Genomic DNA, 26,346 nt, shown 5'->3' with positions numbered 1-26,346 from the left:
CGCCACGGCGCCTGCCGGAAAGTTGCCACGGGGTCGGCGGGGAACCCGAACCGCCCGTTAACCAGTGCGTAACTGCTGGTCGGGGCTCAGTTCCAGGACGCGCGACCGGCCCGCACGAGGACGTCGGTGACCGTACTCGTCACCTCTTCCACCGTGAGCGCGACGAGCATGTGGTCGCGCCACTGGCCGTCGACGTCGAGATACCGGCGCAGCAGCCCCTCCTCGCGAAACCCGACATTGCGCAGCACCGAACGACTCGCGACGTTCTCCGGACGCACGGTCGCCTCGATGCGGTGCAGACCGACCGCACCGAAGCCGTGGTCGAGCCCGAGCGCGAGTGCCGCCGTCGCGACACCTTGATTGTTGACCTCGCTGTCGACCCAGTAGCCGATCCACGCCGAACTCAGCGCGCCGCGCACGATGTTCCCGATCGTCAACTGACCGCAGAACCGGCCGTCGAGTTCGATCGCCATCGGCACCATCCGGCCCCTGCGTGCCTCCCCTCGCAGCGACGAGCACAGTCCCGGCCACGCCGACACGTGATGCCTCGAGTTCCACGGCGCGGCGCCCGACGGCTCCCACGGTTCGAGGTTGGCGCGGTCGCGCGTGCGGATACGGCTCCACGACGCACCGTCGCGCAGTCGCACGGCACGCACCGTGACGACGCCGCCGCGCACCCGCACGGGACCGAGACGAGGCGGCCACCCCGGGTGCGTCGACACCGGACTCACCCGCGCTGGGCGAGAAACGAGACGTCGACGTGGTCGCCGGTGCGCACCTCGGTGACCTCGGGATCGAGCAGCACGAGACAGTTGGCCTCGGCGAGCGTCGCGAGCAGATGCGACGACGAGCCGGGTGCGCCGCCGAGCGCCTGCACCAGGTACTCGCCGGTGCCCTCGTCGCGCATCAGCTGACCGCGCAGGAAGCCCTTGCGGCCTTCGATCGACGTGATCGGGCCGACCGTGCGTGCCTTCACGACGCGGCGCATCGACTGCCGTCGACCCAGTGCGATGCGGATCAGCGGCCGCACCATCACCTCGAACACGACGAGCGCGCTGACCGGGTTCGACGGCAACAGGAAGGTGGGCACCTCGTCGCGCCCGAGCCTGCCGAAGCCCTGCACCGACCCCGGGTGCATCGCGACACGTTCGATCTCCAGGTCGCCGAGCTCGGACAGCGCCTTGCGCACGGTGTCCGACGCGTCGCCGCCGACGGCGCCCGCGATGAGCACGACCTCGGCCCGGATCAGCTGACCCTCGACGACCTCGCGCAGCCGCCCGATCTCGCTGCTCACGATGCCGACGCGGTTGACGTCCGCGCCCGCATCCCGCGCGGCCGCGGCGAGCGCATAGGAGTTGACGTCGTACACCTGCCCCTGGCCGGGCGTGCGGTCGACGTCGACGAGTTCGCCGCCGATCGAGACGACCGACAGGCGCGGACGTGGATGCACGAGCACCTTGTCGCGGCCGACCGCCGCGAGCAGACCCACCTGTGCGGCCCCGATGATCGCGCCTGCCCGCACCGCGACGTCGCCCGGCTGGACGTCGTCGCCGATGCGGCGCACGTAGTCGCCCGTGCGCACGGGCCGGTTCACCGTGATGCGTCCACGCGCCGACTCCGTCGCGTCGAGCGGCAGCACCGCGTCCGCGAGCGTGGGCAGCGGCGCACCGGTGTCGACCCGCACCGCTTGCCGCGGTTGCAGCCGCGTCGGCTGGCGCGAACCCGCGCGCACCTCGCCGACCACGGGTAGTTCGACCTCGACCGGGTTCCCCTCGTCGTCCACCTCGTCGGTGCCCGCCGACTTGACGTCGACGCTGCGCACGGCATAGCCGTCGATGGCCGCCTGATCGAATCCGGGCAGCGGCCGCTCGGCCACCACTTCCTCGGCGCACAGCAGCCCCTGGGCCTCCGAGATCGCCACCCGGACAGGCCGCGGAGCCACTGCGGCCGCCGTGACGACGGACTGCTGTTCCTCGACCGACCGCATGTGGTTCTCGTCCTTTCGCCCTCGGCTCAGTCGGCTGCGTCGACGGCCCGGTCGCCCTCCTCGAGGCGACCCGTGAGCCATTCCCGCAGCGACGGCCCGTACTCGTCGCTGTTCAACGCAAAGTCAACCGCAGCACGGAGGTAGCCTCCGGGATTTCCGAGGTCGTGTCTCGTGCCGCGATGCACGACGACGTGCACGGGGTGGCCTTCCGCGATCATCAGCGCGATCGCGTCGGTGACCTGAAGTTCGCCGCCCGCACCAGGCTCGATGCGACGCAGCGCGTCGAACACCGCACGGTCGAGCAGATAGCGGCCTGCCGCCGCGAAGGTCGACGGCGCGTCCTCGACGGACGGCTTCTCGACCATGCCGAGCACCTTGAGCACATCCGGATTGGTGGCGTCGGGCACGGTCTCGACCTCGAACACGCCGTACGCACTGACCTGGTCCTTCGGAACGTCGATCGCGCACAGCACCGAGCCGCCGCGCTTCTCGCGCACTCGCGCCATCGTCTCGAGCACGCCGCGCGGCATCACGAGGTCGTCCGGCAGCAGGACCGCGACACCTTCTTCGTCGTCGTCGAGCACTTCCTCGACGCGGCCGATCGCGTGGCCGAGACCGAGCGGCTCGTCCTGCACGACCGACTGGACGTCCAACAGCCCAGGAGCCTTACGCACCTTTTCGAGCAGGTGGTACTTGCCGCTCGCCTCGAGCTTGCTCTCGAGGACCAGATCCTCGACGAAGTGCGCGACCACGCCGTCCTTGCCCGGGGACGTGACGATGACCAGCCGGCTGGCGCCGGATTCGGCTGCCTCACCGGCGACGAGTTCGATACCCGGCGTGTCGACGACCGGCAGCAGCTCTTTCGGCACGGTCTTGGTGGCCGGGAGGAATCGCGTCCCCATACCCGCAGCCGGCACGACGGCCGTGCGGAAAGCCCTGTTGGAACGTGGAACGCCTTCTGTCATGCCCCACACCATAACGGTGGGGGTTCGGCGGTGAGCGTCCACGATCGCTCGGCGACCCCGCAGTGCGACGTGCGCCACCTACAGTGATCGCGTGGAACCCGCCGGTCACGACCCCGACCTCCCCGAGCACGCCGTTTCCCCCTCGGACAAGGCTCGGTGGCGCGGTCGCGTGCTCGAGGCGCGCCGGGCGCTGGGCGCCACCGACCGTGCCCGCGAGGGCGCCGCGCTGGCCGATGCGGCGGCGCGCGCGATCACCACGGGCGAGACGGTCGCCACGTATCACCCGGTGTGGGACGAGCCCGGCGCGGACGCCCTGCTCGACGCGATCGCGCGCGTCGCGGGCCGCGTGCTGCTCCCGCTCACACCGCGTAGGCCGGGGCCGCTCGAGTGGGCACCGTACGCGGGCCCGGCGAGCCTGGCCGCGGGCCGATTCGGTATCCGCGAGCCGACGGCACCGCCCGTGTCCGCCGGCGAGTTCGCCGCGGCCACCACGGTGTTCGTCCCCGCGCTCGCGGTGGACCGGCGCGGCGTGCGCCTGGGGCGCGGGGCCGGCTTCTACGACCGGACGCTGGGCGCCGCGGATCCGTCGGCGCGACTCGTCGCGGTGGTGCGCGACGACGAGCTCGTGGACGCACTGCCCGAGGACCCGCACGACGTGCGGATGGGCTGGGCGCTCACTCCGGGCGGGGGGCTCGTTCGTCTCTCGTGACGAGGGAATATCCTCGCTGGTAGCACTGTTGGCCCGACTAGCGCAGTTGGCACTGTGGACTGTAGAGTGCCAACGCTGCGGTTGGATCGAGCCCGTGGAGGAATGCAGTGCCCACCTATTCGTACGCATGCACCGAATGCGACAACCGCTTCGACATCGTGCAGTCGTTCAGCGACGACTCCCTGACCGTGTGCCCCGAGTGCGCCGGCAAGTTGCGCAAGCTCTTCAACTCGGTCGGCATCGTCTTCAAGGGCAGCGGTTTCTACCGCACCGACAGCCGCAGCGGCGGCACCGCCAGCGAGTCCGCGAAGTCCGATTCCTCGAGCTCGTCCGGCTCGTCCGATTCGAACTCGTCTTCCAGCAGTTCTTCGTCGAGCAGTTCCGCCAGCTCGTCCGGCTCCTCGAGCACCGCCGCAGCCGCCAGCTGACCTCCCGTTTGTCCACAGGGCCCGCCCGGTATCCCCAGGCGGGCTCTTCGTGTTCCCGAGGCGCCGCGGCCGGGCTAGCGTTCGGCCATGCCGCGCCCCGATCGTTCCCTCGCACCGTCGCTCGCCGACCGTTTCGCCGACCGCCTGTCGTGGGCCCGGATTCCGGTGCTACGCAAGATCGCGGCAGGTGTGCTCGCGGCCGCGGCCGTCGTGGTGGCATTGCGGGGCGACCCGTCGGCGGCCGAGACGTCCGTCGTCGTCGCGGCGCGCGATCTCGCGCCCGGTAGTGCACTCGCTGCCGACGACGTCACCGTGGCGGCGCTGCGCGCGGGCGATGTGCCGTCGGGTGCCACGCCTCGCCTCGACGACGTCACCGGCCGCGTGCTCACCGGTCCCGTCCGCGCGGGCGAGGTGGTCACCGACGTCCGGGTGATGTCTCCTCGGCTCGCCGCCGCGACCACCGGCATCGACGACGCGCGCGTCGTCCCCGTCCGCCTCGCCGACGAGGGAGTGACCGGGTTGCTGCGCGAAGGAGACCGGGTGGACGTACTCGCCGCCGGCTCGGACACCGACACGGCCCGAGTCGTCGCGACCGGGGCCGTCGTGGTGCTCGTGACGGCGAGCGACGACCCTCGTGCGAGCGACGCCCGTATCGTGATGCTGGCCCTGGCCGCACGCGACGCCCAGCAGGTCGCGGCCGCATCACTCACCGATGCTCTCACCGTCACCGTGCGTTGACCGTCACACTCCTCGCGTCCTACCCACTCGGTTGCAGCGAGCCCCTAGGCTCGATCACCGAGACATGCCTGCGTCGGGCCGCGCGTCCGGCCTCACACGAATCGAAGGACCCCATGCTCAAAGGATTCAAGGATTTCCTGCTGCGCGGCAATGTGATCGACCTCGCGGTCGCGGTCGTCGTCGGCACCGCGTTCACCGCGATCGTCACCGCCTTCACGAACAACATCATCAATCCGCTGATCGCGGTGATCGGCAGTGCGGACATGGGATTCGGCGTCCAACTGCTGGCGAGCAAGCCGGAAACGTTCATCGACTTCGGCAAGGTCATCACCGCCGCGATCAACTTCCTCATCATCGCCGCGGTCGTGTACTTCATCCTGATCGTGCCCGCCAACGCGGCGAAGAAAAGGTTCACCACCGAGCCCGCCGACAAGCAGGTCAGCCAGGAAGAGCTGCTCATCCAGATTCGCGACATCCTCGCGAAAGGTCAGCACCTGTCGCCCGCGGTCGAAAACGGCGACGAAGGCTGGGCCGACACCCCGGACGACGACGGGTGGGCGGACGGCGCACACGCACGCACCACTCCCCCGAAATCCTGACCGCCCGTTCCCCCACGCACGACTCGGGCCCCGCACCGGCGTTCCAGGTGCGGGGCCCGAGTCGCGTCGTGCGTCCGGCACTCAGCCGAGGCTGAACGGCTGACCGTAGAGCGTGACGGTGCCGTCGACGGACTCCGTCGACACATCGACCGTGACGTACGAACGCGCCTGCGCGTAGCCGGCGCAGCCCGAGACACCGAAGGTCTCGTCGGAGTACGTGAATCCGCCGCTGTTGCCCTCGAAGTCGAAGCTGCTCTTGGACGCCTCGGCGCCGTAGTCGTCCGCGTACGAGATGTCGAGGATCGACACCTTCTCTGCCTGACCGGGCCCGATCGTGATGCCGCCCGACGCCGCACCTTCCACGTCCGCGGTGACTCGCTGGTCTTCGAGAGTGGGCGTGCCGGTCGCTTCGCCGCTCACTTCGCCACCGAAGTTGAACTGGCACGCCACGATGTAGCCGGCGTCGATCGTGCCGCCCTCGGCCGAATCGCCGGACAGCGTCACGTCGATCGACCCGGATGCCCAGACATTGCGGTGCAGCGGCGTCGACCCCATCGACGGGCTGATGTTGGCCGAGTTACCCGTCTGCTTGACGGTCACGACGGTGCCGTCGAGCAGCGTCTGGGTGATCTCGCCGTCCTGCAACGGAACGAAGGTGTCGGCGTTCGCCGCACCCGTCGAAAACAGGCCGATGGCCACGGTCGCCGCGCCGACGACGCTCGCCGCGCGCGTACCGCGGCGCAGAGTCTTGCTGTTCATGATTCCCCTCTGGGTGTGAGTTCACGGGGCCTCGCCCCGATTACCTGCGAGATGAGCGCGACGCTCAGCCGATGCTGAACGGCTGGCCGTACAGCGTGCCCTTGACGTAGTGATTGCCCGGAACCTCGACCACCGAGTACGCACGAGCCTGCGCGTACCCACCGCAGCCCTGCACCTCGATCTCGGCATCCTTGTACTGGATCGCCGACACACCCGATTTGATGTCCTTCGAACCGATCTTGGCGAACTTCACCTCGCCCGGTGCAATGGGCAGGCTCAACGAGCCATCCAGCGACAGACTGTCGAGCGACAGACTTCCGCTGAGTCCGGCGGACAGTCCGGTGATGTCGACCTGGCAACCCACGATGTAGCCCGTGGTGAGCGTGCCTTCCTCGGCACCCTGCAGATCGGCGAACACATCACCCGTCACCCACGCGACACGGCCCGCACCATTGGCAGCCAACGACGGCGACACCAACGCACTCTCGGCATTACGCGCGACCTTCACCGACACATCGCCCGCGTTGACAACCTTCTCGCCACCCGGCAACGGCACGAACGTATCGGCATTCGCAGCACCGGTGGACATCAGCCCGAGCGCCACAGCGCCGGCAGCACCCACGCTCGCAACACGGGCAGCCCGGCGCACACCGGACTTACGGATCTTGCTCATTCGTTCCCCTCACCGAGTTCTCACACGCTCGAGTTCGCGCACTGTCGAGTCGCCCGCCCCGGCTTTCGGGGCGTCAACTCGTGGCGGCGTCAAGTTATCGGAACCGCACGCGAATCGGCGCATCAGATTTCGCGTTTAACACGGGTTTTACGTGATCGACCCATGCGACGAGGCGGCTGGGGCCGCGCGTAATACTCGCGGCCGCATCACTCACCGATGCTCTCACCGTCGCGAAGACTCGCGCACCCCACCGCTGTCGGTGGTCCGGCAGATCAGCCGAGGCTGAACGGCTGGCCGTAGAGCGTGACATTGCTCGACACGGCGTCGGTGCTGACACCGACCTTGACGTACGAGCGGGCCTGCGCGTAGCCGGCGCAGCCCGAGACACCGAAGGTCTCGTCGGCGTAGGTGAATCCGCCGCTGTCGCCCTTGAAGCTGAAGCTGCTCTTGTGGGCCTCGGCGCCGTAGTCGTCTTCGTACTCGATGTCGAGGATCGACACCTTCTTGGCCTCGCCGGGTCCGATTGTCATTTCGCCCGACGCAGTACCCGCACCCTCGACCGTGACCTCTTGGCCGGAGAGCGACGGCGTGCCCTCGGCCTGACCGCCGACCTTGCCACCGAAGTTGAACTGGCACGCCACGATGTAGCCGGCGTCGATCGTGCCGCCCTTCGCGGTGCCGCCGTCGAGCTTGACGTCGATCGACCCGGATGCCCACACATTGCGGTGCAGCGGCGTCGAACCCATCGACGGGCTGATGTTGGCCGAGTTACCCGTCTGCTTGACGGTCACGACGGTGCCGTCCAGCAGCGTCTGGGTGATCTCGCCGTCCTGCAACGGAACGAAGGTGTCGGCGTTCGCCGCACCCGTCGAAAACAGGCCGATGGCAACGGTGGCCGCGCCCACCACGGCCGCGGACTTCGCGCCGCGACGCACAGTCTTGTTCATGTTCTTCCTTTACCGATCGAAGAGTTGGAGTGGGGCGCTCAGCCGATGCTGAACGGCTGGCCGTACAGCGTGCCCTTGACGTAGTGGTTGCCCGGAACCTCGACCACCGAGTACGCACGAGCCTGCGCGTACCCACCGCAGCCCTGCACCTCGATCTCGGCATCCTTGTACTGGATCGCCGACACACCCGACTTGATCTTCTTCGAACCGACCTTCGCGAACTTCACCTCACCCGGCGCAACCGGGAGGCTCAACGAACCGGACAGGTCGATGCCCTTGGTGGAGAGCGATCCGCCCAAGCCACCCTCGAGACCGGTGATGTCGACCTGGCAGCCCACGATGTAGCCCGTGGTGAGCGTGCCTTCCTCGGCACCCTGCAGATCGGCGAACACATCGCCCGTCACCCACGCGACACGGCCCGCACCATTGGCAGCCAACGACGGCGACACCAACGCACTCTCGGCATTACGCGCGACCTTCACCGACACATCGCCCGCATTGACAACCTTCTCGCCACCCGGCAACGGCACGAACGTATCGGCATTCGCAGCACCGGTGGACATCAGCCCGAGCGCCACAGCGCCGGCAGCACCCACGCTCGCAACACGGGCAGCCCGGCGCACACCGGACTTACGGATCTTGCTCATTCGTTCCCCTCATCACACGCTCGCACCCCGACCTTCGGAGCGGGAGTTTTACTACGGGATGGAAACAAGTTAGCCGAAGTATCACGAGAATGTGACCCCTACGTTGCACGAGCAGGCCCACAGCCTGGGGTCCGTTACCACTCCGTGACCTTCCTGTCCTGGTGGGACGCGCTCGCGGGTCGGGCACGTGCACACCAAATGCTCACCAGCACAGCCGGTTCCCGCTCCGGCCGGCGACCGGAACGAGAGCGGCGCTGTTTCCACACTCGCTCTGCGGGCCGAGTGTTCGGCCCACTGCCGGGATTCGATCCGTCCGATCCCAATGGCCGGAACGCACCCGCGGACGCGTCGTACGGCCACGCGAAGTATCGAGAGCCCGTCTGTCCGTTCGGTGAACGGCGGGTGACAGGACGTCGAGGGCTCGGCGTCCGGTACGTGCCGCACGCCCTACCGTGCGTTCGAACCGTGTACCGAGTGGGAACGGCGTGCCGAATCGCGATGGCGCCCGCACGCTATCGCTTCCGCGATACGCACGCGCGCTGGGGGTCGGTCAGCCGTGGTGAGGGGGAACCTGCCTGCGCAGCCAGTCGTCGGAGTCGCCCCCCGAGCGTTCGCCGTCCGAGCCGCGCTCGTCCGCCGTGGTGTCGGGGAAGACGTCGCCGAAGACGCGCGCGAGCCGGGCCCGGTCGATCCGGGCCCGGCTCGCGCGCTCGGGTTCGTCGACGCCCGCGGAATCCTGCTCCCCCGGCGTGGTGTCGCGTTCGGGAGGCTCGTGCGGGTCGTCGTGCGAGGAGATGTCGCTAGCCTTCCAGTCCGGAGAGCTCCGCGATGACGTGGCTCGCGAGCCGCGTGAGGGTGGCCATGCCGTCGCGCACCGCTTCGCGCGACGACGCGAGGTTGACCACGAGCGTGCTGCCCGACACGCCGACCAGGCCACGCGACAGGCCGCCGTCGAGCGAACCGGCCGCGAGCGCGGACGAGCGCAGCGCCTCGGCGATGCCGGGGATCTCGCGGTCGAGCAGTTCGCCCGTCGCCTCGGGCGTGATGTCGCGGACGCCGACACCGACACCGCCGACCGACACCACGAGATCGACGCCGCCGATAACCGCGGTGTTCAGGGCATTGCGGATCGAGACCTCGTCGGCGCGTACCGCCACCACACCGTCGACGAGGAACCCGCCCTCGGCGAGCAAGTCGGTGACCAACGGGCCGATCGAGTCGGTGTTCCCGCGGGCCGTCGTGTCGTCGACGATGAGGACGAGCGCGCGGCCCGCCGTCGCGGATTCGATGTCCATGAGGTCCACCGTAGTGTGCGCGTCCGTCGCCGCGTCGGGGTGTTCGCCCGAGTGTCGCGACCGGCCGGGGAAGTCGACGATCGGCACCGTCACCGGCCCCCGCTCGTCTCGGCGGTACCGAGCGTGACGTCGACGGTCTTCGAGTTCGCGCCGTTCGCGTCCGCGTACGTGACCGAGACCTGGTCCCCCGGCGCATGCGAGCGCACGGCCGCGATGAGGGAGTCGCCGCTCGAGATCACTCGGTCGTCGACCTTCGTGATGACGGCGCCCTTCGGGATGCCCGCCTTCTCGGCCGCGCCGCCCTGCGTGACCTCGGCGACGACCGCGCCGTTGACCTCGCTGATCGACGGCACCTGGACGCCGAGCACGGCCTGGGTCGCCTTGCCCGTCTTGACGAGTTCGTCGGCGACGCGGCTGGCCTGGTCGACCGGGATGGCGAAGCCGAGGCCGATCGACCCGCTCTGCTCGCCCATCGCGCCCGAGCCGACACTCGCGATCGCGGTGTTGATGCCGATCAGCTGGCCGTCCATGTTGACGAGCGCGCCACCCGAGTTGCCGGGGTTGATCGCGGCGTCGGTCTGCAAGGCATCGATCACCGTGTTCTGGTTGCCCGACTCGCCGCTCGTGGACACCGGCCGGTTCTGCGCCGAGATGATGCCTTCGGTGACGGTGCCCGCGAGGCCGAGCGGCGAACCGATGGCGACCACCTGCTGACCCACCTGCACGTTCGACGACGTGCCGAGTTCGATGGGCGTGAGATCGTCGCGGCCCGACACCTTGATGACGGCGAGATCCGACACCGGGTCGGCACCCACGAGCGTCGCGTCGGCCTTCGAGCCGTCCGAGAAGGCGACGCTGAGCTTGCCGCCCGTGCCTGCCGCACCCGCGACGTGGTTGTTGGTGAGGATGAGCCCGTCCGCCGACAGCACGACGCCCGAGCCCTCGCCGCCCTGGCCGCGCGCCGACGCGATCTCGATCTGCACGACACTCGGCAGCACCTTGTTCGCGACCGCCTGCACCGATCCCTCGGGCGCGTTGGCCGTCGGCTGCGCAGTCGCACGCGGTGCATTGAGCGCATTGCTGCTCGAACTGGTGCCACCGTCGCGGCTCGCGGCATATCCGCCGACCGCGCCGCCGATGCCACCTGCGACGAGCGCGAGCGCGACCGCGCCCGCGACCAGCGCGGCGCGACCGGGACGACGCGGCTGCTCGGTCGCGATCAGACCGGGCTGCGCCGGGCCGGAGAACTGCGGGTTGCCCGGGTCGTTCGGATGCCGGGGATCGGGCTGGCCGGTCTGTCCGGGCTGCGGACCCGCGGCGCCGTACTGCGGTGGCGTGGGCGGGTACTGCCCCTGGTACGGGCCGTACTGGCCCTGCGCCTGCCCCTGCGGGTAGGGCGCCTGCTGAAACCCGCCCTGGCCGGGATGCTGCCAGTACGCGCGGGTGGGGTCGGCCTGCTGATCCGGGTTGGGGTTCTGGTCGGGATTCGCGCCCGCGCCACCGTTCGCCTGCGAGTTGTCACCTGATCGATCGTCGGTCATCGCACCACTTTCCACTCCGCGACCCACGGGCCGCACCATCTGGCAATCGACTCTGCCGCGTCGGGCTGAGAACGCGCTGAGACACTCCTGCGTGTTTGCCGAGACCCTCGCGACGCTCCCGCCCGAGACGCCCGACCGAGTCGCCGAGACTTCCGAAGTGTCCCCCGCCTCAGGCGGGTCGTGGGGTCGATTCGCCGGGCAGGACCACCCGGAACAACGCGCCACCACGATCGGACTCCTCCACCGCGATCGTGCCTCCGTGCTTGACTACCACCTGCCGCACGATCGCCAAACCCAGGCCCGAGCCGGGCATCGACCGCGAGGCCGTCGAGCGATAGAAGCGGTCGAAGACGAGTGTGCGTTCGTCCTGGGGGATGCCGGGACCGGCGTCGTCGACGGTGAGTTCGAGCAGCCCGTTGCCCAGCGGCCGCATCGCGACACGCACCTGTTCGCCGGGCGGGCTCCACTTCGCGGCGTTGTCGAGGATGTTGAGCACTGCCCGCGCGAGTCCCGCCTGATCGCCGTACACGTACCACGGCGCGGTGGTGACGGCGAAGTCCACCTCGTTGCGGCGCCGGCGTGCGCGCTCGAGCGAGCGGTCGACGACGTCCGCGAGATCGACCAGCTCGTACACGGTTTCTGGTGCGTCCTCGCGCGCCAGATCGACCAGATCGCCGACGAGCGTCGACAGTTCCTCGATCTGCGCGATGACGTCGGCGCGCAGTTCCGCCATGTCCTCCTCGGGCACCGCGGGTGCGCCGGGCCTGCTGGCGGCGATGAGCAGTTCCATGTTGGTGCGCAGCGACGTGAGCGGCGTGCGCAGTTCGTGGCCCGCGTCCGCGACGAGCCGGCTCTGCCGCTCGCGTGATTCGGCGAGTGCGCGCAGCATCGTGTTGAAGCTCTCGGTGAGCCGCGCGAGTTCGTCGTTGCCGGTGACCGGGATCGGCGTCAGATCGTCGGTGCGCGCGACGCGTTCCGTCGCGGCGGTGAGCCTCGCGATGGGCCGTAGCCCCGTTCGCCCGACGGCGGTGCCCGCGACGCCTGCGATGACGACGCCGAACCCGCCGACCACGAGCAGCACCCACGCGAGCCGGTCGAGCACGCGGCCGGTGGGGGCGAGCCGTTGCGCGATCACGATGGTGCTGCCGTCGGCGGTGCGCTGTGCGAGCACCCGGGTGTTGTCGACGGTGCGCAGCGAGCTGTCCGTTTCGGCGCGCGCGACCGCGATCTCGGGGTCGCCGATCGGCACGTGCGAGCCGGGCGGCGTGTACGTGTCGAGGTTCGCGAACACCAACGCGACGCTCACGTCCGTCGTGTAGAGCGTCGCGCCCGCGATGTAGCGCGGGTCGAAGGTCACGAGGTTGCTGTCGATGAGTGCCGAGGCGCGACTGCGCAACTGGTTGTCGACGTCCGCGTACAGCGCGCGCGACACGACGGCGTACGCCGCGATCGCCATGACGGCGACCGCGATCGCGACGACCGTCGCGGCGAGCAGTGTGACGCGCCAGCGCAGCGACACCGAGCGCGTGAGCGGCATCGGCGGGCGCAGGTCGCGCGGCACCGGTCGCCGCGCGACGAGGGGCTGCGGGCCCGTCCGGTCGTCGCCGGACGTCACGGAGGCGTCTCCCGCAGGACGTAGCCGACGCCGCGCACGGTGTGCAGCAGACGCGGTTCACCGTCGGCTTCGGTCTTCCGGCGCAGGTAACCCACGTAGACCTCGAGCGCATTGCCCGATGTCGGGAAGTCGTATCCCCACACCTCTTCGAGGATGCGGCCGCGCGTGAGCACGCGGCGCGGGTTGGCCATCAGCATCTCGAGCAGCGAGAACTCGGTGCGGGTGAGGCTGATCTGGCGCTCGCCGCGCGTGACCTCACGCGTGACGGGATCGAGGCTCAGGTCCTCGAACACGAGCTTTTCGGACTCGTCCGGGTCGGGCGCCGCACGCCGCAGCAGCGCACGAAGTCGGGCGAGGAGTTCTTCGAGTGCGAACGGCTTCGGCAGGTAGTCGTCCGCGCCCGCGTCGAGGCCCGCGACGCGTTCGGACACCGAGTCGCGCGCGGTGAGCACCAGGATCGGCAGGTCGTCACCCGTGCTGCGCAACCGCCTGCACACCTCGAGGCCGTCCATGCGCGGCATCATCACGTCGAGCACGACGGCATCGGGACGGTCGGCCGCGATCTTCTCGAGCGCGTCGACACCGTCGACCGCGAGTTCGACGGTGTAGCCGTTGAAGCTGAGCGAGCGCCGAAGCGATTCCCGCACGGCGCGATCGTCGTCGACCACCAGTATGCGCATACCGACAGTCTGGCCCGAACGACTGAGACGCCGCTGAGAAGGGGGCCTGCGCCCGCCGGAGGTCACTCGTGGACCCGGGCCGTCGGCAGGCCCCACCCGCGCCAGAGCGACACGACGCGCAGCACGAATGCGAACGCCGTGCCCACGACGAGTCCGATGTCGGTGGGCAGGCCCAGATCGACCACGACGCCGACGAGCGCCGCCGCGATCAGCGCGGGCACGGCGTAGAACTCGCGCTGCAGCAGCAGCGGCACCTCGTTGACGAGGATGTCGCGCAGCACGCCGCCACCGATCGCCGTGGTGGCGCCGACGAGCGACGCCGCGAGCGCGCCTGCGCCGTGGTCGAGGGCGACGACGGCGCCGGTGCTCGCGAACAGGCCCATTCCGAGCGCGTCGAGCACGAGGATCTGGCGGCGCATCTTGGTGACGACCGAGTGCAGGAACATCACGACGAAGGACACGCCGAATGCGGTGCCCAGGTTCGCGGGGCTCACGAGGGAGGTCGGCGGGTGCACGCCGATCAGGACGTCGCGCACGATGCCACCGCCGAGCGCGGTGAACACGCCCATCACGCACACACCGAACACGTCGAGACGTTTGGTGACGCCGACGAGTGCACCCGACGCCGCGAACGTCGCGATACCCACGAGTTCGAGGATTCTCAGCAGCACCCGGTCAGCATGTCACCGGCGGCCGCCACGTCAGGCGGGCATCGACGCGATCGACGGCTTTTCGTGGCCGATCAGCCGCTCGTGGCTGGTGGCGATCTGGTGCTCGCCGAGCCGCTGCAGCGCACGCCTGCCCGCGGGTACTCGGCCGACGACATGGTGCTTCGCGACGTTGACCGCGGTACGCAACACCGGATACCACGGCGGGCGCACCGGCACACGCAGTGCGCGCACCCCCGCGGGCCCGAGCAGCGTGGTGGCGAGGGACAGGCCGCGCTCGTATTCGTACCGGCGGCGCAGCGCCGCGAACCGCGGGTACTGGGCGCGCAAGGGGACGTCGACGAGGGACTTCGCGAGCGCGTAGCTGTCGTCGTCGGCGGGCGGTGACGCGAGACCGATCTGGTAGAGCAGGCGGCGCCCGGCACGCTCGTCGGTGACGAGCCACTGGTCGTCGACGCCCATGAGCCAGCCGACGTAGCGCCACAGGTGCATGACGGCGTCGGCTTCGCGCGCGGTGTAGCGGACTCCGAGGACGCGCGTGTGCAGCAGGAAGCTGGTGGAGAACAGGCCGAGCGTGCCTGCCTGATCGAACTGGTTGACCGGCAGCCCGCGGGCCGTGGTGTCCCAGCCGTTCCGCTCGTGGTGGTATGCGATGAGCGCGTGCATGAGCCGCACGTGCACCGTGAGGGTGAAGCCGGCGCCGAAGCGGTCGAGCCCGCCGTCGGCCACGCAGCCCTGCCACCACACGCCCGTCTCGGTGATGCGCCGCAGCGTGCGGTCGCCGGTGAGCTTGCCCGACGACACGAGGACGGGGAGCGGACCGGAGTTGTTGTAGCCGCCCAGCAGCGAGCCGTACGCGAGGACGTCGCCGACGTCTCGGCCGACCCGACGCAGCGTGCGGGCGCCGAGCGCGATCGCGTCGCGGTCGACCCACGTGGGCGTGTCTTCGAGCAGCGCGAAGTACTCGCGCAGCGGTGCGGGGGTGTCGTCGTCGACGCCGTGCTCGAGCACATGACGGAACTGGGCAAGCGTGACGGTTCCGTCCTCGCGGATCGCGCGGACCAGTCGATCGCTCGGCTCGTCGCGTTCGAGCAGGGCGCGCGCGAGGCGATCGGCCTCGGCAGGTGTCGGGTCCGGATGTCTGCCCGCGAACAAGCGCAACGGCGCGGCCACCCTGCCGGAGCGGGCTGGGTCGCGCAGGAACCGGGTGGGACGTTCGGTGAGCGTGGTCACACCCTCAGACTGCAGCTGACAACGCGCGTTGTCAACAGCCTTCCGGCCCTCGGTCGCCGACATCGGCGTCAGAGCGCAGTGGCCGCGACCGCGACGAGGACGAATGCGCTCAGGATGATCGCGAGCCGCAGGTAGTGCAGGCGATCCCAGCGCTGGTACTGCTCGCGCCAGTCGTCGGGATGCTCGTCCGCCGTCCACGTGGCCTGCCGGTTGTTGATCGGCACCAGGAAGCCGATCGACAGGGCGACGCTCGCGGCCAGCAGGACCGCGGCGACCAGCGCGGCGACGCCGCTGCCCGTCCCCCATGCGACGGCGGCGAGCGCGACCGAGAGGGCGAGCGAACCGAAATACCAGAACGGCATCACGCGGCCCAACATGCGCGCGCCGTCGGCCCGGGCAGCCATGGCGGCAGCGAACGGAAGGCGCAACACGATCGGATTGACGACGAAGGCGACCGCGAACTCGACTCCGACCATCAAGCCGAGGACGCTCACCGCGAGCACTGCGAGAACGAATGTCATGGCATTTCCTCTCGTGCGGGACGGGCGGTCACGCGGGTTGCGCACTTCCCAGCCCCGTCAGGATTTCTAGCACTGCTAGATTTTCTAGCAGTGCTAGATTAGAACGATCACGACATGCACCGCAAGAGGAGACCCGATGGCACACCGAACGGAACGCGAACAGCGCAACGACGAACGGCGCCGCCGAATCCTCGACGCCGCGCGCCTGCGCGCCGACACGGACGGGTGGGCCGCCGTCACGACCCGCCACCTCGCCGACGCGATCGGCTACTCCCAACCCGTGCTCTACGGCCACTTCCCCGGCGGCAAGGCGGAGATCATGCTCGCGGTCGCCCTCGAAGGGTTCGCCGACATGGCGCGCCTGTGCCGCACGGCTCTCGGCCGCAAGCGCGGCAGGATCGCAATCGAAGCCGTCGCCGATGCGTACCTGGAGTTCGGCGCCGCGCACCCCGCCGTCTACGAGGCGATGTTCCAGCAGCCGATCGACACCCGATTCGGCGCCGAGGACACCGACCCCGACCTCCGGGCCGGATTCGCCGCCCTGTCCGAGACCATCGGCGACGACGGCGACGGTACCGCCACCGAAGTGTTCTGGGGCGCCCTGCACGGCCTCAGCCTGCTCGAGCGGGCGGGCCGGATACGGCCCGAGAACCGCGACAGCCGGGTCGCAGCACTCGCTGTGCGCTTCGCACCCGATACGACGGCATAGCCCGAACCCGGTGGACTAGGCGGCGCTCACGTCCTCGGAGCCGGAATGACACCCGTGGCCAGGTCGGCGAGCAGGCTCGGATGCGTCGGCTCCCACCCGAAGCGCTGCCTCGTCTGCCTACTCGACGACGGCTGGTCGACCGCGAACACCGTGCCGAGGAAACCGAAATCCTCCGCCGGCACCTCCTCGACAGGCAACCCGAGTCGCTCACCGACCACCACGGAGATCGAGCGCATCGAATCGCCTTCGTCAGCGACGGCGTGAGCCACCGAGCCCGGCTCGGCACCTTCGAGCACGAGCCTGAACAACCGCGCGGCGTCGAACCGGTGCACCGCGGGCCACCGCTGACTGCCGTCGCCGACGTAACCGGACACGCCGGAGCGCTGCGCCGCCTCGACGAGCAGCGACGCGAACCCGTAGCGGCCGTCGCCCGAATGCACCGACCGCGGCAAGCGCACCGTCGCCGAACCCACCCCGTGTTGCGCCAGGTCGAGGACGGTCTGTGCACTGCGGGCCCGGCCGGCGAGCGGGCCGTCGAATTGCGCCGGATCGTCCTCGGTGGACGGCCGCCCCGGCGTCACCGGCGTGCCCGACGCGAACACGAACGCCTTCCCGCTCCCGTCGACGGCCGCCGCGAGAGCATCGACCGCCGCAGCTTCCTCGTCGACATTCGCCTGGATGTCGGTGAAGTCGTTGCCGAAGGCGAGATGGATGATGCCGTCGGCCTGTTCCGCGCCCGCGCGCAGCGCGGCCGAGTCGGCGAGGTCGCCGCGCAGCGGGGTGGCACCGGCCGCGACGACTGTCTCGGCGGATCGGTCGGAGCGCGCCAAGCCGACCACCTCGTGACCTGCGGCGACGAGCTCGGGAACGACGGCGGAGCCGATGGCACCGCTGGCTCCGGTGACGAAGACACGCATGGGTTTCCTCCACGGACGAGAGTCCCCATGCTATCGCCGCGCACCCCGGACACGTGCCGTTCTCGCAGCTCCGCGGGAGCTTCCGGGCGCCGTCGAACACCGGGCGAAAAACAGTCTGGACTGACTGCAAATATGCGACTAGCGTCACATCACATGGCAACGACGACTCGTGTCACACCACTCCCCTCCTCCGTCGACGTGCTCGTCGTGGGCGCAGGATTCGGCGGGCTGGCCGCCGCGCACGAGGTGCGGCGCACGCATCCCGAACTCTCGGTCCACGTCGTCGAACGCGGCTCGTCCGCGGGCGGCGTGTGGCGCGACAACACCTACCCGGGCTGCGCGTGCGACGTCCCGACCTCGCTGTACTCGCTGTCGTCCGCGGACGAGCCGGACTGGCGGCACTCGTACGGCCGTCAGCCCGAGCTACGGCGCTATCTCGACGGCGTCGCCGCCGCCACGGACGCCCCGTTCACGTTCGACTGCGAACTCACCGACGCGCGCTGGGACGACGCACGCGCACGCTGGACGGTCACCACCACGCAGGGCACCGTCGAATGCTCGGTCCTGGTGTCCGCGACCGGAGCGCTGTCGACACCCGAGTTGCCCGACGTCCCCGGCCTCGACCGGTTCACGGGCACCGTGTTCCACAGCGCGCACTGGAATCACGACCACGACCTGACCGGCAAGCGCGTCGCGACGATCGGCACCGGAGCGTCGGCGATCCAGTTCGTGCCCGAGATCGTCGACCGTGTCGAGCACGTCACGGTCTTCCAGCGCACCCCCGCGTGGGTCGTGCCGCGCGTCGACCGCACGATCGGGCGACTCGAACGCGCGCTCTACCGCAGGCTTCCGTTCACCCACCGCATCACCCGCGGACTCGTCTACCTGTACCGCGAGGGTTATGTCGTGCTGATGGCACGCAAGCCGGCACTGTTGCCGATCGCGACCTTCGTCGCGAAGAGGCACATGCGCCGTCAGGTGCGCGACGCCGCGCTGCGCAGGCGGCTCACTCCGGACTACTCGATCGGCTGCAAACGGATTCTCCTGAGCAACACCTGGTTCCCGGCACTGCAACACGAGAACACGACGCTCACCGGCAGCCTCCGCGAGATCACCGATCGCGGCGCGATCGACGCGGACGGCGTCGAACATCCCGTCGACACCATCGTGTTCGCCACGGGCTTCACACCCACCGAACCGCCCGTCGCACACCGCATCGTCGGGCGCGACGGGCGCACCCTCGCGCAGCACTGGAACCATTCGCCCAGCGCGTACCGCGGCGTGTCGGTGCACGGTTTCCCGAATCTGCTGCTCATGTACGGCCCCAACACGAATCTGGGGCACAGCTCGATCGTGCTGATGCTCGAAGCACAGGCCCGCTATCTCGCGTCGATGCTGGATCACATGCGCACCCGCGGCATCGCGTCGTGCGACGTCACCGAACTCGCCGAGCACCGCTACCGCGCCGAGATGGACAGCGAACTCGAACGCAGCGTGTGGAACTCGGGCGGATGCTCGAGCTGGTACATCGACGCGTCCGGCCGGAACTCGGTGATGTGGCCCAAGTTCACATGGAGCTATCGCGCGATGATGCGGCGCTTCGATCCCGCCGACTACGCGTTCACGCGGGACGTCGCCTCGAGCGAGCGGAACTCGGCATGACCCGCGGGGACGGCCGCGACGTCGTCGTCATCGGTTCCGGATTCGGCGGATCGGTCACCGCGCTGCGGCTCACGGAGAAGGGCTATCGCGTCACGGTGCTCGAGGCCGGGCGGCGCTTCGAGGACGACGAGCTTCCCGAAACCAGCTGGCGCGTCCGTCGTTACGTGTGGGCGCCGCTGCTGGGCTGTTTCGGTGTCCAACGCATCCACCCGCTCCGGCACGTACTGGTGATGGCGGGCGCGGGCGTGGGCGGCGGGTCCCTCAACTACGCCAACACGCTGTACCGGCCGCCGCGCGAATTCTTCGACGACCCGCACTGGGCGTCGATCACGGACTGGGGAGGCGAACTCGCGCCGTACTACGACCAGGCGAGCCGCATGCTCGGCGTCACGACCTACCCCGACAGTTCCCCCGCGGACCCTGTCATGGAAGCGGTCGCCGACACGATGGGTGCGCGCGACAGCTTCGTCGCGACTCCCGTCGGCGTGTTCTTCGGCGAACCCGGCGTCGAGGTGGCCGATCCGTTCTTCGGTGGCGCGGGCCCCCGCCGCACCGGTTGCACGCAGTGCGGGTCGTGCATGACGGGATGTCGCGTCGGCGCGAAGAACACGCTCGTGAAGAACTATCTGTACCTCGCCGAACAGGCGGGCGCCCGCGTCGTCGCCCGCGCCACCGCGCACGACGTGCGCCCCGCCCCCGGCGGCGGATACGTCGTGGCGAGTCATCGCACCGGGTCGTGGCGCGGACGACGGGAGTGGTCCGCCGATCACGTCGTGTTCGCGGGCGGCACGTACGGCACCAACAAGCTGTTGCTGGCGATGCGCCGCAACGGCCACCTGCCGTCGCTGTCACCACGGCTCGGCACGGCGGTGCGCACCAACTCGGAGGCCGTGGTCGCAGCCACCGCGCCGCGCGTCACCGACACCGACTACTCGCGCGGCGTCGCGATCACGTCGTCCTTCCATCCCGATCCGCACACGCACATCGAATCCGTCCGATACGGCAAGGGAAGCAACCTGATCGGTCTGCTGCAGACCGTGCTGGTCGACGGCGACGGCAGGATGCCACGGCCCGCCGCGGCGCTCGGCGCCGCGGCCCGGCATCCGGTGCGCTTCGCGCGGTCGCTGTCGGTGCGCCGCTGGTCCGAGCGCACGATCATCGCGCTCGTGATGCAGACGCTCGACAATTCACTCGAACTGTCGGTGCGCCGTTCACTGTTCGGCACGTCGCTGCGCACGCACCGCGGTACCGGCGACGCGCCGCCCACGTGGATTCCGGCGGGGCACCGCGCCGTGCGCGCGATCGCCGACCGCATCGGCGGCGAACCGGGCGGCTCGATCGCCGACGTCTTCGACATCCCGATGACCGCGCACTTCCTCGGCGGGTGCCGCATGGGGCGCACCGCCGACGACGGCGTCGTCGACGGGTACCACCGGGTGTTCGGCCACCCCGGTCTGCACGTCGTCGACGGGTCGACCGTGTCGGCGAACCTCGGCGTCAACCCCTCGCTCACCATCACCGCACAGGCCGAGCGCGCGGCCGCACTGTGGCCCAATGCCGGCGACGCCGATCCGCGGCCCGCGCTCGGCGACGCCTACCGCACGGTCGCCGCGGTGCCCCCGCGCGCACCCGCGGTGCCCGCCCACGCGCCGGGCGCCCTGCGAGTGAGCGTGCCGGAAGCGGGCACCGCGTGAGCACGCAGAGCGAGCGCAGCACCCGCATGCGCACGTTGATCCTCGACGCGACCATCGACACTCTCGTCGAACACGGCTATTCCGGCACCACGACGCAGGAGGTGTCGCGGCGCGCAGGCGTGTCGAGAGGCGCACAGCTGCACCACTTCCCGACTCGCGAGTCGCTCGTGGTCGCCGCGGTGAGCCGTCTCGTCGACCGTCGGCTGCACGAATTGCTCGGCCGCAAGCACGCCCACGACGCGGGGATCGACATCCTCGTCGACGCGTTCTCCGGCCCGCTGTTCGACGCGTCGCTCGAGCTGTGGGTCGCCGCGCGCACCGATCCGGCATTGCGCGCGGCGATGGTGCCGCTCGAACAGAAGATCTCGGACGCGCTGCGGGCGGGCTGCCTCGAGGTGTTCGGCGAACGCATGACGCCCGAGGCCATGGAACTGAGTGTCGAACTCGCCCGCGGGCTCGCGCTGTCGCGCATCTTCCGCGACGACGCGAGCGAGGCCGCGCTGCGCGCGCGACTCGTCCCCGCGTGGGAAGCGATCGTGCTCGAGAACCCCGAAGGAATCTGATCATGTGGGCCGTTTCCGAATCCGCCGACACCCGCGCCGACTGGCCACAGAGCCCGCCTCCGCCGTGGCCCGCGTCGGTGCACGCGACACTGTGGTGGCATCGCGCGAACGACGCTGCACGTCGACATGCGCTGCCGGGCCGTACGATTCCGATCACGGTGGCGATGGTCGTCGACTATCTCGACTCGCCGGTCGGGCCGTACCGGGAGATCCTCGCGAGCCCGGTACTGCGCGTACCGCGGCGGGGCGTGGGCGTGGTGCCGCGCATGCAGATCCCGTTCATCGCCGTCGATTCGGCGACGTCGGTGCACGGTGGCCGCACACACTGGCGGCTCCCGAAGGTGCTCGCGCACTTCGGCGGCGACGTGACCGGCGACTCGCTCACCGAGGGCGAAGGCTGGTCGGTGCGCACGGATGCGGCGCCGTACGGGCCGACGCTGCCGATCGCGGGTGCGCTCGGCTTCGCTCAGCCGGGTGCCGACGACAGCGCACCGTGGCTGCGCGCGTCCGCACGCCTTGCCGGCACCTCCCGGCCCGCGCGCGTACGTGTCGAGCCGGTGGGCCCGACGCTCGGCGAGTGGCTCGTACCCAGCACCCACCACGGCATCACGATCACCCGCGGGCGGATGCGCACCGGACCGGGGCGGACGTAGCGGTCACACCCACTGCACGAGTTGCCACACGATGCCGTTGGGGTCGGCGAACTGGCAGTAACGTTCGCCCCACGGCTCGGTCTCGGGTTCGGTGACGACCTGTGCGCCGCCGTCTCGCACGCGTGCGAACTCGGCGTCCACGTCGTCGACCACGAACGCGACGAGCATGCCCTGGCCCGCCGGACCGGCGATCGACGCGGGTTTGAACGACTCGAGCCCGGTGCGCAGGAACACGACGTTCACGGCGAGGTCCGGGTGGTGCAACGACACGAAGCCGTCGTCGGCCATCGCGACGTCGAAGCCGAAATGCCGCTGCGCGAAGGTCGCCGACGCGTCGACGTCGGCGACGTTGAGCGACAGGGCGGCAGACGAGATCTTCATGGTTCCTCCAGACGAATCACGATCATTTCCATACACTGTACAGAAATGACACCGACGAGGACGCGAGAATGGATCTGATCGACCTGCTCTGGCGCGGGCACCCCGCGGCGCCACGACGCTCGCCGCGCGGCCGTCCGGCCAAGACGTCGACGGACGGCGCCGTCCGCGCGGCCGTCGCCGTCGCGGACGCCGAGGGGCTCGGCGCCGTCACGACGCGCCGCCTCGCCCACGAACTGGGCGTGTCCGCGATGACGCTGTACGGGCATGTCGGCCCTCGCGACGACCTGCTCGTGCTCATGGCCGACGACGTGCACCGCGCGCACACGCCGTCCGGGTACCCGAGCGAGAGCTGGCGCGACCGCGTGCGCACGGTCGCCCAGGACAACCTGGCACTGCACACGCGGCACGGCTGGCTGCTCGACATCGTCGACCAGCGGCTCGCATTCGGGCCGGGCACGATCGCGAAGTACGACCGCGAACTGCACGCATTCGACGCGATGGCCCTCTCCGACCTCGATCGGGACGGCGCGCTCACCTTCGTGCTCGACTTCGCCCGCGGGTCGGCCCGCGCGGCACTCGCCGACGGGCAGTCCGTCGGCATGGCAGGCGAATGGGCGCGCACCGCACCGCGTCTGGCCGCCTACCTCGGCGACGCCCACCCGCTGGCGCAGCGAGTCGGCGGCGCCGCGGGTGCCGACATGAACGCGGCGTACAGCGCGAGCCATGCGTGGCGGTTCGGACTGGGACGCGTCCTCGACGCACTCGAGCCGCTCGCCACGCCGTGACCTACAGGTCGTCGGGGTCGACGACACCGAGCCGCACCGCGCGGACGAGGCGGCGTGGCACGCGGTAGCGCACGCCACCGACCGTCACGTCGACGAGATCGGGAACCGTTGCCTTCCACTGGGATCGACGCGATCGGGTGTTCGACCTCGACATCCGGCGCTTGGGAACCGCCATCTCACACCTCCTTCCGGGTGCGCTTGCCGTAGCGGCGCTCGAACTTCTCGACCCGGCCTGCGGTGTCGACGCGTCGCTGCGTCCCCGTCCAGAAGGGGTGCGAATCGCTCGACACGTCGACCACGACGAGTGGATAGGTGCTGCCGTCGTCCCACTCGGTCGTGCGGTCGCTCTGGACGGTCGAGCGGGTGAGGAAGGACGTGCCGGTGTTCGCGTCGCGGAACACGACGGGGTGGTAGTCCGGGTGCAGATTCGGTTTCATCGGTTCTCCTGATCGTCGGGACGGGCGGCCACTCGGGGCTCGGCGTCGGACAGGCCGGGCTCGCACGGGTCCTCGTGGAACGAGCCGAACGGGTCGTTCCAGTCGGCCCACTGCGCGGGGTCGGCGAACTCTGCGTCGGTGACGAGCGCCGCGTGCAGCGCGCCGCGCACGTCGTCGGGGTCGGCGCCGCACACCAGCACCACGAGTGCGTTGTGCCGGTCGCCGTACGGGTCGGCCCAGTGCAGTGCGGCGTGCGCACGCCGCTCGGCGTCGAGGGCGTCCTGCTCGTCCGGCGACAGCGCCGCCATCCACGGCCCTCCGTCGCCGACGCGCAATCCGCCGCCTGCCGATTCGAGCCACAGCGCCGTGCCGGGCTGGGTCGCGATCCACAGCCGGCCCCGCGCCGTCACGACGCCGTCGAACAGGACGTCGAGCGCGTCGTGCAGCCGCCCGGGATGGAACGGACGCCGCGCCTCGAACTCGACGAGGGACACGCCGAGGTCGTCGTCGAGCGGCGGTTGCCCCCGCAGCAGCGGCGAGAACGCCGTCGTCGCCGCGCCGCGCAGTGCGGTGGGCGGCACGGCCGCAACGAGCGTGGGCGTCGACGCCGCCGAGCCCCAGGCGACCGGGGCGCCGGGCGCGAGCCGCGCGAGCACCGCGTACAGACGGGCCTGTTCCCAGCCGTCGCCCGCGGACCCGGTGACCAGGATCGCGTCGGCGACCGACACCTGCCCGACCACGATCTGCGCCACGGTGCGCTCGTCGACGAGCCCTTCCTCCTCGACCGCGTCCGCGGCCGGCTCGTCGCCCAGCGCGTCCGCGAGCCAGGTCTCGGCGTCGACGCACGCGAGCACGGCCTCGATGCGCACGTCGTGCGCGGCGGGTGCGTCCACGGCGCCGACGAGCCCCGCCACCACGACCTCGCGGATCGCCCAGCACACCGGCTCGGGTTCGAGCATCGGATCGAGCTCGACGACGATCCGGTCGATGCCGTCGCGCTGCGCGAGGCGACGCAGCAGCGGCAACAGGTCTTCGCGCAGCGTGCACGAGACGCACGCGTGTGCGAGTTCGACGATTCCGGACCGCGTGACGGGCACGCCGTCCTCGACGGTCGTGACGCTGCGCGCGACGACGCCCTCGCCGACGAGGCTCAGGTCGTGATGCACGACGGCCGTGCCCTCCGCCTGCAGCGAGCGCGCGGCGCCCGCGGTGTCCCCACGTCGGCCACAGACCAGTACGACGGGCGTGCGCGTGTCCGGTGCGACAGCCACAGCCACCCTCCCAGTTGGTAACGATTTTCAATACGGCGGGACAGACGTTACAGTCCTCGCAACCGTTTGTCGAAAACGATTATCGTTATGGAGTGCGGGGAACGGCCACGCACCCGACGACCGAAAGGAGACACTGGTGTCAGCACGCTGCCAGGTCACGGGACGCACGCCGGGCTTCGGCAATGCCGTCTCCCACTCGCACCGCCGCACCGGCAGGCGGTGGGACCCGAACATCCAGAAGAAGGCCTACTACGTGCCCAGCGAAGGACGACGCCTCACGCTCACCGTCTCGGCCAAAGACATCAAGACCATCGACCGCGACGGCATCGACGCCGTCGTCGCACGCATGAGGGCACGGGGAGAGAAGCTCTGACATGCCCCGTAACGACATTCGCCCGATCGTCAAACTCAAGTCGACCGCAGGCACCGGGTACACGTACGTCACGCGCAAGAACCGGCGCAACGATCCCGACCGCCTGGTGATCAAGAAGTACGACCCCGTCGTGCGACGCCACGTCGACTTCCGCGAGGAGAAATAGCCTGTGGCCAAGAAGTCCAAGATCGCGAAGAACGAGCAGCGCAAGCAGATCGTCGCCCGCTACGCCGCCCGCCGCGCCGAGCTCAAGGAACTCGTCCGCAAGCCCTCCACGCCGCCCGACGAGCGCGAGGCCGCGCAAGCCGCCCTCGGGCGACTACCCCGAGATGCCAGTCCGGTACGATTGCGTAATCGAGACGCTGCGGATGGACGTCCGCGCGGCCACCTCCGCAAGTTCGGCCTGTCCCGCGTGCGTGTGCGCGAAATGGCTCACCGTGGAGAGCTGCCAGGCGTCCACAAGTCGAGCTGGTAGTAGAGGGAGCAACGGATGGCAGTCAAGAGATCATCGAAGAAGCCGCGCCCCGTCGAGGGCCGCAAGCCCAAGAAGAACCCGCTGTTCGCGGCCAAGATCGAGCACGTCGACTACAAGGATGTGAACCTGCTCCGCACGTTCATCTCCGACCGCGGCAAGATCCGCAGCCGTCGCGTCACGGGCCTCACGCCGCAGCAGCAGCGTCAGGTCGCCGTCGCCGTCAAGAACGCCCGCGAGATGGCCCTGCTGCCCTTCACGAGCCGGTAGGTCCACCCGCACCCCGAAGGCCGGGTACGAGCTGATGCTCGTACCCGGCCTTCGTCGTCCGGTCGGTCCGTCCCGGACGCGAGTTCCGCTCCGTGGACGGACCCCTCGTCCGACGGCCCGCACGCTCGTAACGTCCGGCGGACCCCACGAGCGG

Annotated in this window: 33 protein-coding genes; 14 read left to right on the top strand and 19 right to left on the bottom strand. The window is 70.0% G+C overall.

All coding sequences use genetic code 11. The annotated features are described in order from the left end of the window. Nucleotides 1–86: 86 nt before the first annotated feature. Genes HCA44_RS07430 through HCA44_RS07420 form a run of 3 tightly spaced genes read right to left on the bottom strand, consistent with a single transcriptional unit; the run spans nucleotide 87 to nucleotide 2,952 of the window. Nucleotides 87–722, bottom strand: a complete 636-nt coding sequence (locus tag HCA44_RS07430; RefSeq protein WP_169647911.1) for a GNAT family protein — start codon at nucleotides 720–722, stop codon at nucleotides 87–89. A 5-nt stretch (nucleotides 723–727) separates the two neighbouring features. Then, nucleotides 728–1,987 carry a gephyrin-like molybdotransferase Glp gene (gene glp / locus HCA44_RS07425; protein WP_169647910.1) on the bottom strand — a complete coding sequence of 420 codons (1,260 nt, stop codon included), beginning with the start codon at nucleotides 1,985–1,987 and terminating at the stop codon, nucleotides 728–730. A 26-nt stretch (nucleotides 1,988–2,013) separates the two neighbouring features. Beyond that, nucleotides 2,014–2,952: a UTP--glucose-1-phosphate uridylyltransferase gene (locus HCA44_RS07420; protein ID WP_169647909.1), complete on the bottom strand. Its 939-nt coding sequence runs from the start codon at nucleotides 2,950–2,952 to the stop codon at nucleotides 2,014–2,016. A gap of 91 nt (nucleotides 2,953–3,043) precedes the next feature. Between HCA44_RS07420 and HCA44_RS07415 the strand changes: the two genes are divergently transcribed. The 4 genes from HCA44_RS07415 (at nucleotide 3,044) to mscL (ending at nucleotide 5,426) form a co-directional block, all read left to right on the top strand. Further along, nucleotides 3,044–3,661 carry a 5-formyltetrahydrofolate cyclo-ligase gene (locus tag HCA44_RS07415; RefSeq protein WP_169647908.1) on the top strand — a complete coding sequence of 206 codons (618 nt, stop codon included), beginning with the start codon at nucleotides 3,044–3,046 and terminating at the stop codon, nucleotides 3,659–3,661. A gap of 107 nt (nucleotides 3,662–3,768) precedes the next feature. Further along, the gene (locus HCA44_RS07410; RefSeq protein ID WP_169647907.1) at nucleotides 3,769–4,089 is read left to right on the top strand and encodes an FmdB family zinc ribbon protein; all 321 of its coding nucleotides are present in this window, start codon (nucleotides 3,769–3,771) and stop codon (nucleotides 4,087–4,089) included. An 87-nt stretch (nucleotides 4,090–4,176) separates the two neighbouring features. Then, entirely contained in the window at nucleotides 4,177–4,827 is a 651-nt protein-coding gene (locus tag HCA44_RS07405) for an SAF domain-containing protein (protein WP_169647906.1), read from the top strand. Nucleotides 4,828–4,940: 113 nt separating this feature from the next. Then, on the top strand, nucleotides 4,941–5,426 hold the full coding sequence (gene mscL, locus HCA44_RS07400; protein ID WP_169647905.1) for a large-conductance mechanosensitive channel protein MscL: 486 nt from the start codon (nucleotides 4,941–4,943) through the stop codon (nucleotides 5,424–5,426). Nucleotides 5,427–5,507: 81 nt separating this feature from the next. Here the strand turns inward: mscL and HCA44_RS07395 are convergent, their stop codons facing one another. The 11 genes from HCA44_RS07395 to HCA44_RS07345 form a co-directional block, all read right to left on the bottom strand. After that, entirely contained in the window at nucleotides 5,508–6,185 is a 678-nt protein-coding gene (locus HCA44_RS07395) for an MspA family porin (RefSeq protein WP_169647904.1), read from the bottom strand. Nucleotides 6,186–6,249: 64 nt separating this feature from the next. Continuing rightward, nucleotides 6,250–6,858 carry an MspA family porin gene (locus HCA44_RS07390; RefSeq protein WP_169647903.1) on the bottom strand — a complete coding sequence of 203 codons (609 nt, stop codon included), beginning with the start codon at nucleotides 6,856–6,858 and terminating at the stop codon, nucleotides 6,250–6,252. 272 nt (nucleotides 6,859–7,130) lie between these two features. After that, nucleotides 7,131–7,805: an MspA family porin gene (locus tag HCA44_RS07385; protein WP_169647902.1), complete on the bottom strand. Its 675-nt coding sequence runs from the start codon at nucleotides 7,803–7,805 to the stop codon at nucleotides 7,131–7,133. Between the two features lie 38 nt (nucleotides 7,806–7,843). After that, a complete protein-coding gene (locus HCA44_RS07380; RefSeq protein WP_169647901.1) occupies nucleotides 7,844–8,452 on the bottom strand; it encodes an MspA family porin in 609 nt (202 codons plus the stop codon). A gap of 800 nt (nucleotides 8,453–9,252) precedes the next feature. Further along, nucleotides 9,253–9,747: a molybdopterin-binding protein gene (locus HCA44_RS07375; RefSeq protein WP_169647900.1), complete on the bottom strand. Its 495-nt coding sequence runs from the start codon at nucleotides 9,745–9,747 to the stop codon at nucleotides 9,253–9,255. 89 nt (nucleotides 9,748–9,836) lie between these two features. Next, complete coding sequence (locus HCA44_RS07370; protein ID WP_169647899.1) at nucleotides 9,837–11,288, bottom strand: trypsin-like peptidase domain-containing protein; 1,452 nt, start codon at nucleotides 11,286–11,288, stop codon at nucleotides 9,837–9,839. Between the two features lie 169 nt (nucleotides 11,289–11,457). Beyond that, on the bottom strand, nucleotides 11,458–12,825 hold the full coding sequence (locus tag HCA44_RS07365; protein WP_169648091.1) for a HAMP domain-containing sensor histidine kinase: 1,368 nt from the start codon (nucleotides 12,823–12,825) through the stop codon (nucleotides 11,458–11,460). Nucleotides 12,826–12,899: 74 nt separating this feature from the next. Continuing rightward, nucleotides 12,900–13,583, bottom strand: a complete 684-nt coding sequence (locus HCA44_RS07360) for a response regulator transcription factor (protein WP_169647898.1) — start codon at nucleotides 13,581–13,583, stop codon at nucleotides 12,900–12,902. Nucleotides 13,584–13,645: 62 nt separating this feature from the next. After that, nucleotides 13,646–14,254: a trimeric intracellular cation channel family protein gene (locus HCA44_RS07355; protein ID WP_169647897.1), complete on the bottom strand. Its 609-nt coding sequence runs from the start codon at nucleotides 14,252–14,254 to the stop codon at nucleotides 13,646–13,648. 30 nt (nucleotides 14,255–14,284) lie between these two features. Then, complete coding sequence (locus tag HCA44_RS07350; RefSeq protein WP_169647896.1) at nucleotides 14,285–15,484, bottom strand: oxygenase MpaB family protein; 1,200 nt, start codon at nucleotides 15,482–15,484, stop codon at nucleotides 14,285–14,287. A 68-nt stretch (nucleotides 15,485–15,552) separates the two neighbouring features. Continuing rightward, nucleotides 15,553–16,005, bottom strand: coding sequence for an anthrone oxygenase family protein (locus HCA44_RS07345; protein WP_169647895.1), 453 nt, complete (start codon nucleotides 16,003–16,005; stop codon nucleotides 15,553–15,555). Between the two features lie 136 nt (nucleotides 16,006–16,141). On the opposite strand from HCA44_RS07345, the gene HCA44_RS07340 reads away from it, so the two are divergent. After that, the gene (locus HCA44_RS07340) at nucleotides 16,142–16,714 is read left to right on the top strand and encodes a TetR/AcrR family transcriptional regulator (protein ID WP_169647894.1); all 573 of its coding nucleotides are present in this window, start codon (nucleotides 16,142–16,144) and stop codon (nucleotides 16,712–16,714) included. A 26-nt stretch (nucleotides 16,715–16,740) separates the two neighbouring features. Here HCA44_RS07340 and HCA44_RS07335 read toward each other — a convergent pair whose 3' ends face one another. Continuing rightward, nucleotides 16,741–17,631, bottom strand: a complete 891-nt coding sequence (locus HCA44_RS07335) for an SDR family oxidoreductase (RefSeq protein WP_169647893.1) — start codon at nucleotides 17,629–17,631, stop codon at nucleotides 16,741–16,743. 153 nt (nucleotides 17,632–17,784) lie between these two features. On the opposite strand from HCA44_RS07335, the gene HCA44_RS07330 reads away from it, so the two are divergent. Genes HCA44_RS07330 through HCA44_RS07315 form a run of 4 tightly spaced genes read left to right on the top strand, consistent with a single transcriptional unit; the run spans nucleotide 17,785 to nucleotide 22,203 of the window. Beyond that, complete coding sequence (locus HCA44_RS07330) at nucleotides 17,785–19,293, top strand: NAD(P)/FAD-dependent oxidoreductase (protein WP_169647892.1); 1,509 nt, start codon at nucleotides 17,785–17,787, stop codon at nucleotides 19,291–19,293. Continuing rightward, nucleotides 19,290–20,987: a GMC family oxidoreductase gene (locus tag HCA44_RS07325; RefSeq protein ID WP_169647891.1), complete on the top strand. Its 1,698-nt coding sequence runs from the start codon at nucleotides 19,290–19,292 to the stop codon at nucleotides 20,985–20,987. The genes HCA44_RS07330 and HCA44_RS07325 overlap by 4 nt, the downstream gene beginning before the upstream one ends. 26 nt (nucleotides 20,988–21,013) lie before the next feature. Then, nucleotides 21,014–21,550, top strand: a complete 537-nt coding sequence (locus HCA44_RS07320; protein ID WP_169648090.1) for a TetR/AcrR family transcriptional regulator — start codon at nucleotides 21,014–21,016, stop codon at nucleotides 21,548–21,550. Between the two features lie 2 nt (nucleotides 21,551–21,552). Next, on the top strand, nucleotides 21,553–22,203 hold the full coding sequence (locus HCA44_RS07315; RefSeq protein ID WP_169647890.1) for a hypothetical protein: 651 nt from the start codon (nucleotides 21,553–21,555) through the stop codon (nucleotides 22,201–22,203). A gap of 3 nt (nucleotides 22,204–22,206) precedes the next feature. On the opposite strand, the gene HCA44_RS07310 is transcribed toward HCA44_RS07315, so the two are convergent. Beyond that, complete coding sequence (locus HCA44_RS07310) at nucleotides 22,207–22,584, bottom strand: VOC family protein (RefSeq protein WP_169647889.1); 378 nt, start codon at nucleotides 22,582–22,584, stop codon at nucleotides 22,207–22,209. Nucleotides 22,585–22,652: 68 nt separating this feature from the next. Between HCA44_RS07310 and HCA44_RS07305 the strand changes: the two genes are divergently transcribed. Then, on the top strand, nucleotides 22,653–23,369 hold the full coding sequence (locus HCA44_RS07305; RefSeq protein ID WP_169647888.1) for a TetR/AcrR family transcriptional regulator C-terminal domain-containing protein: 717 nt from the start codon (nucleotides 22,653–22,655) through the stop codon (nucleotides 23,367–23,369). Between the two features lies 1 nt (nucleotide 23,370). Here HCA44_RS07305 and rpmF read toward each other — a convergent pair whose 3' ends face one another. Genes rpmF through HCA44_RS07290 form a run of 3 tightly spaced genes read right to left on the bottom strand, consistent with a single transcriptional unit; the run spans nucleotide 23,371 to nucleotide 25,077 of the window. Next, nucleotides 23,371–23,544, bottom strand: a complete 174-nt coding sequence (gene rpmF, locus HCA44_RS07300; RefSeq protein ID WP_169647887.1) for a 50S ribosomal protein L32 — start codon at nucleotides 23,542–23,544, stop codon at nucleotides 23,371–23,373. A gap of 1 nt (nucleotide 23,545) precedes the next feature. Continuing rightward, nucleotides 23,546–23,806, bottom strand: coding sequence for a type B 50S ribosomal protein L31 (locus HCA44_RS07295; RefSeq protein WP_169647886.1), 261 nt, complete (start codon nucleotides 23,804–23,806; stop codon nucleotides 23,546–23,548). Continuing rightward, nucleotides 23,803–25,077 (bottom strand): GTP-binding protein, encoded by a 1,275-nt coding sequence (locus HCA44_RS07290; protein WP_169647885.1) that lies wholly within the window; start codon nucleotides 25,075–25,077, stop codon nucleotides 23,803–23,805. The genes HCA44_RS07295 and HCA44_RS07290 overlap by 4 nt, the downstream gene beginning before the upstream one ends. A gap of 136 nt (nucleotides 25,078–25,213) precedes the next feature. On the opposite strand from HCA44_RS07290, the gene rpmB reads away from it, so the two are divergent. Genes rpmB through rpsR form a run of 4 tightly spaced genes read left to right on the top strand, consistent with a single transcriptional unit; the run spans nucleotide 25,214 to nucleotide 26,192 of the window. Further along, complete coding sequence (rpmB, locus tag HCA44_RS07285) at nucleotides 25,214–25,450, top strand: 50S ribosomal protein L28 (protein ID WP_169647884.1); 237 nt, start codon at nucleotides 25,214–25,216, stop codon at nucleotides 25,448–25,450. Between the two features lies 1 nt (nucleotide 25,451). Further along, nucleotides 25,452–25,616 carry a 50S ribosomal protein L33 gene (rpmG, locus tag HCA44_RS07280; protein WP_169647883.1) on the top strand — a complete coding sequence of 55 codons (165 nt, stop codon included), beginning with the start codon at nucleotides 25,452–25,454 and terminating at the stop codon, nucleotides 25,614–25,616. Between the two features lie 3 nt (nucleotides 25,617–25,619). Continuing rightward, entirely contained in the window at nucleotides 25,620–25,925 is a 306-nt protein-coding gene (gene rpsN, locus HCA44_RS07275; RefSeq protein WP_169647882.1) for a 30S ribosomal protein S14, read from the top strand. Between the two features lie 15 nt (nucleotides 25,926–25,940). After that, nucleotides 25,941–26,192 (top strand): 30S ribosomal protein S18, encoded by a 252-nt coding sequence (rpsR, locus tag HCA44_RS07270; protein ID WP_169647881.1) that lies wholly within the window; start codon nucleotides 25,941–25,943, stop codon nucleotides 26,190–26,192. Nucleotides 26,193–26,346: the final 154 nt, after the last annotated feature.

It is taken from the genome of Rhodococcus sp. HNM0569 (genome assembly GCF_012726205.1).
Classification (GTDB): Bacteria; Actinomycetota; Actinomycetes; order Mycobacteriales; family Mycobacteriaceae; genus Rhodococcus_F.
The sequence above is the reverse complement of the archived record's forward strand: the minus strand, read 5'-3'. Positions and strand labels throughout refer to the sequence as shown.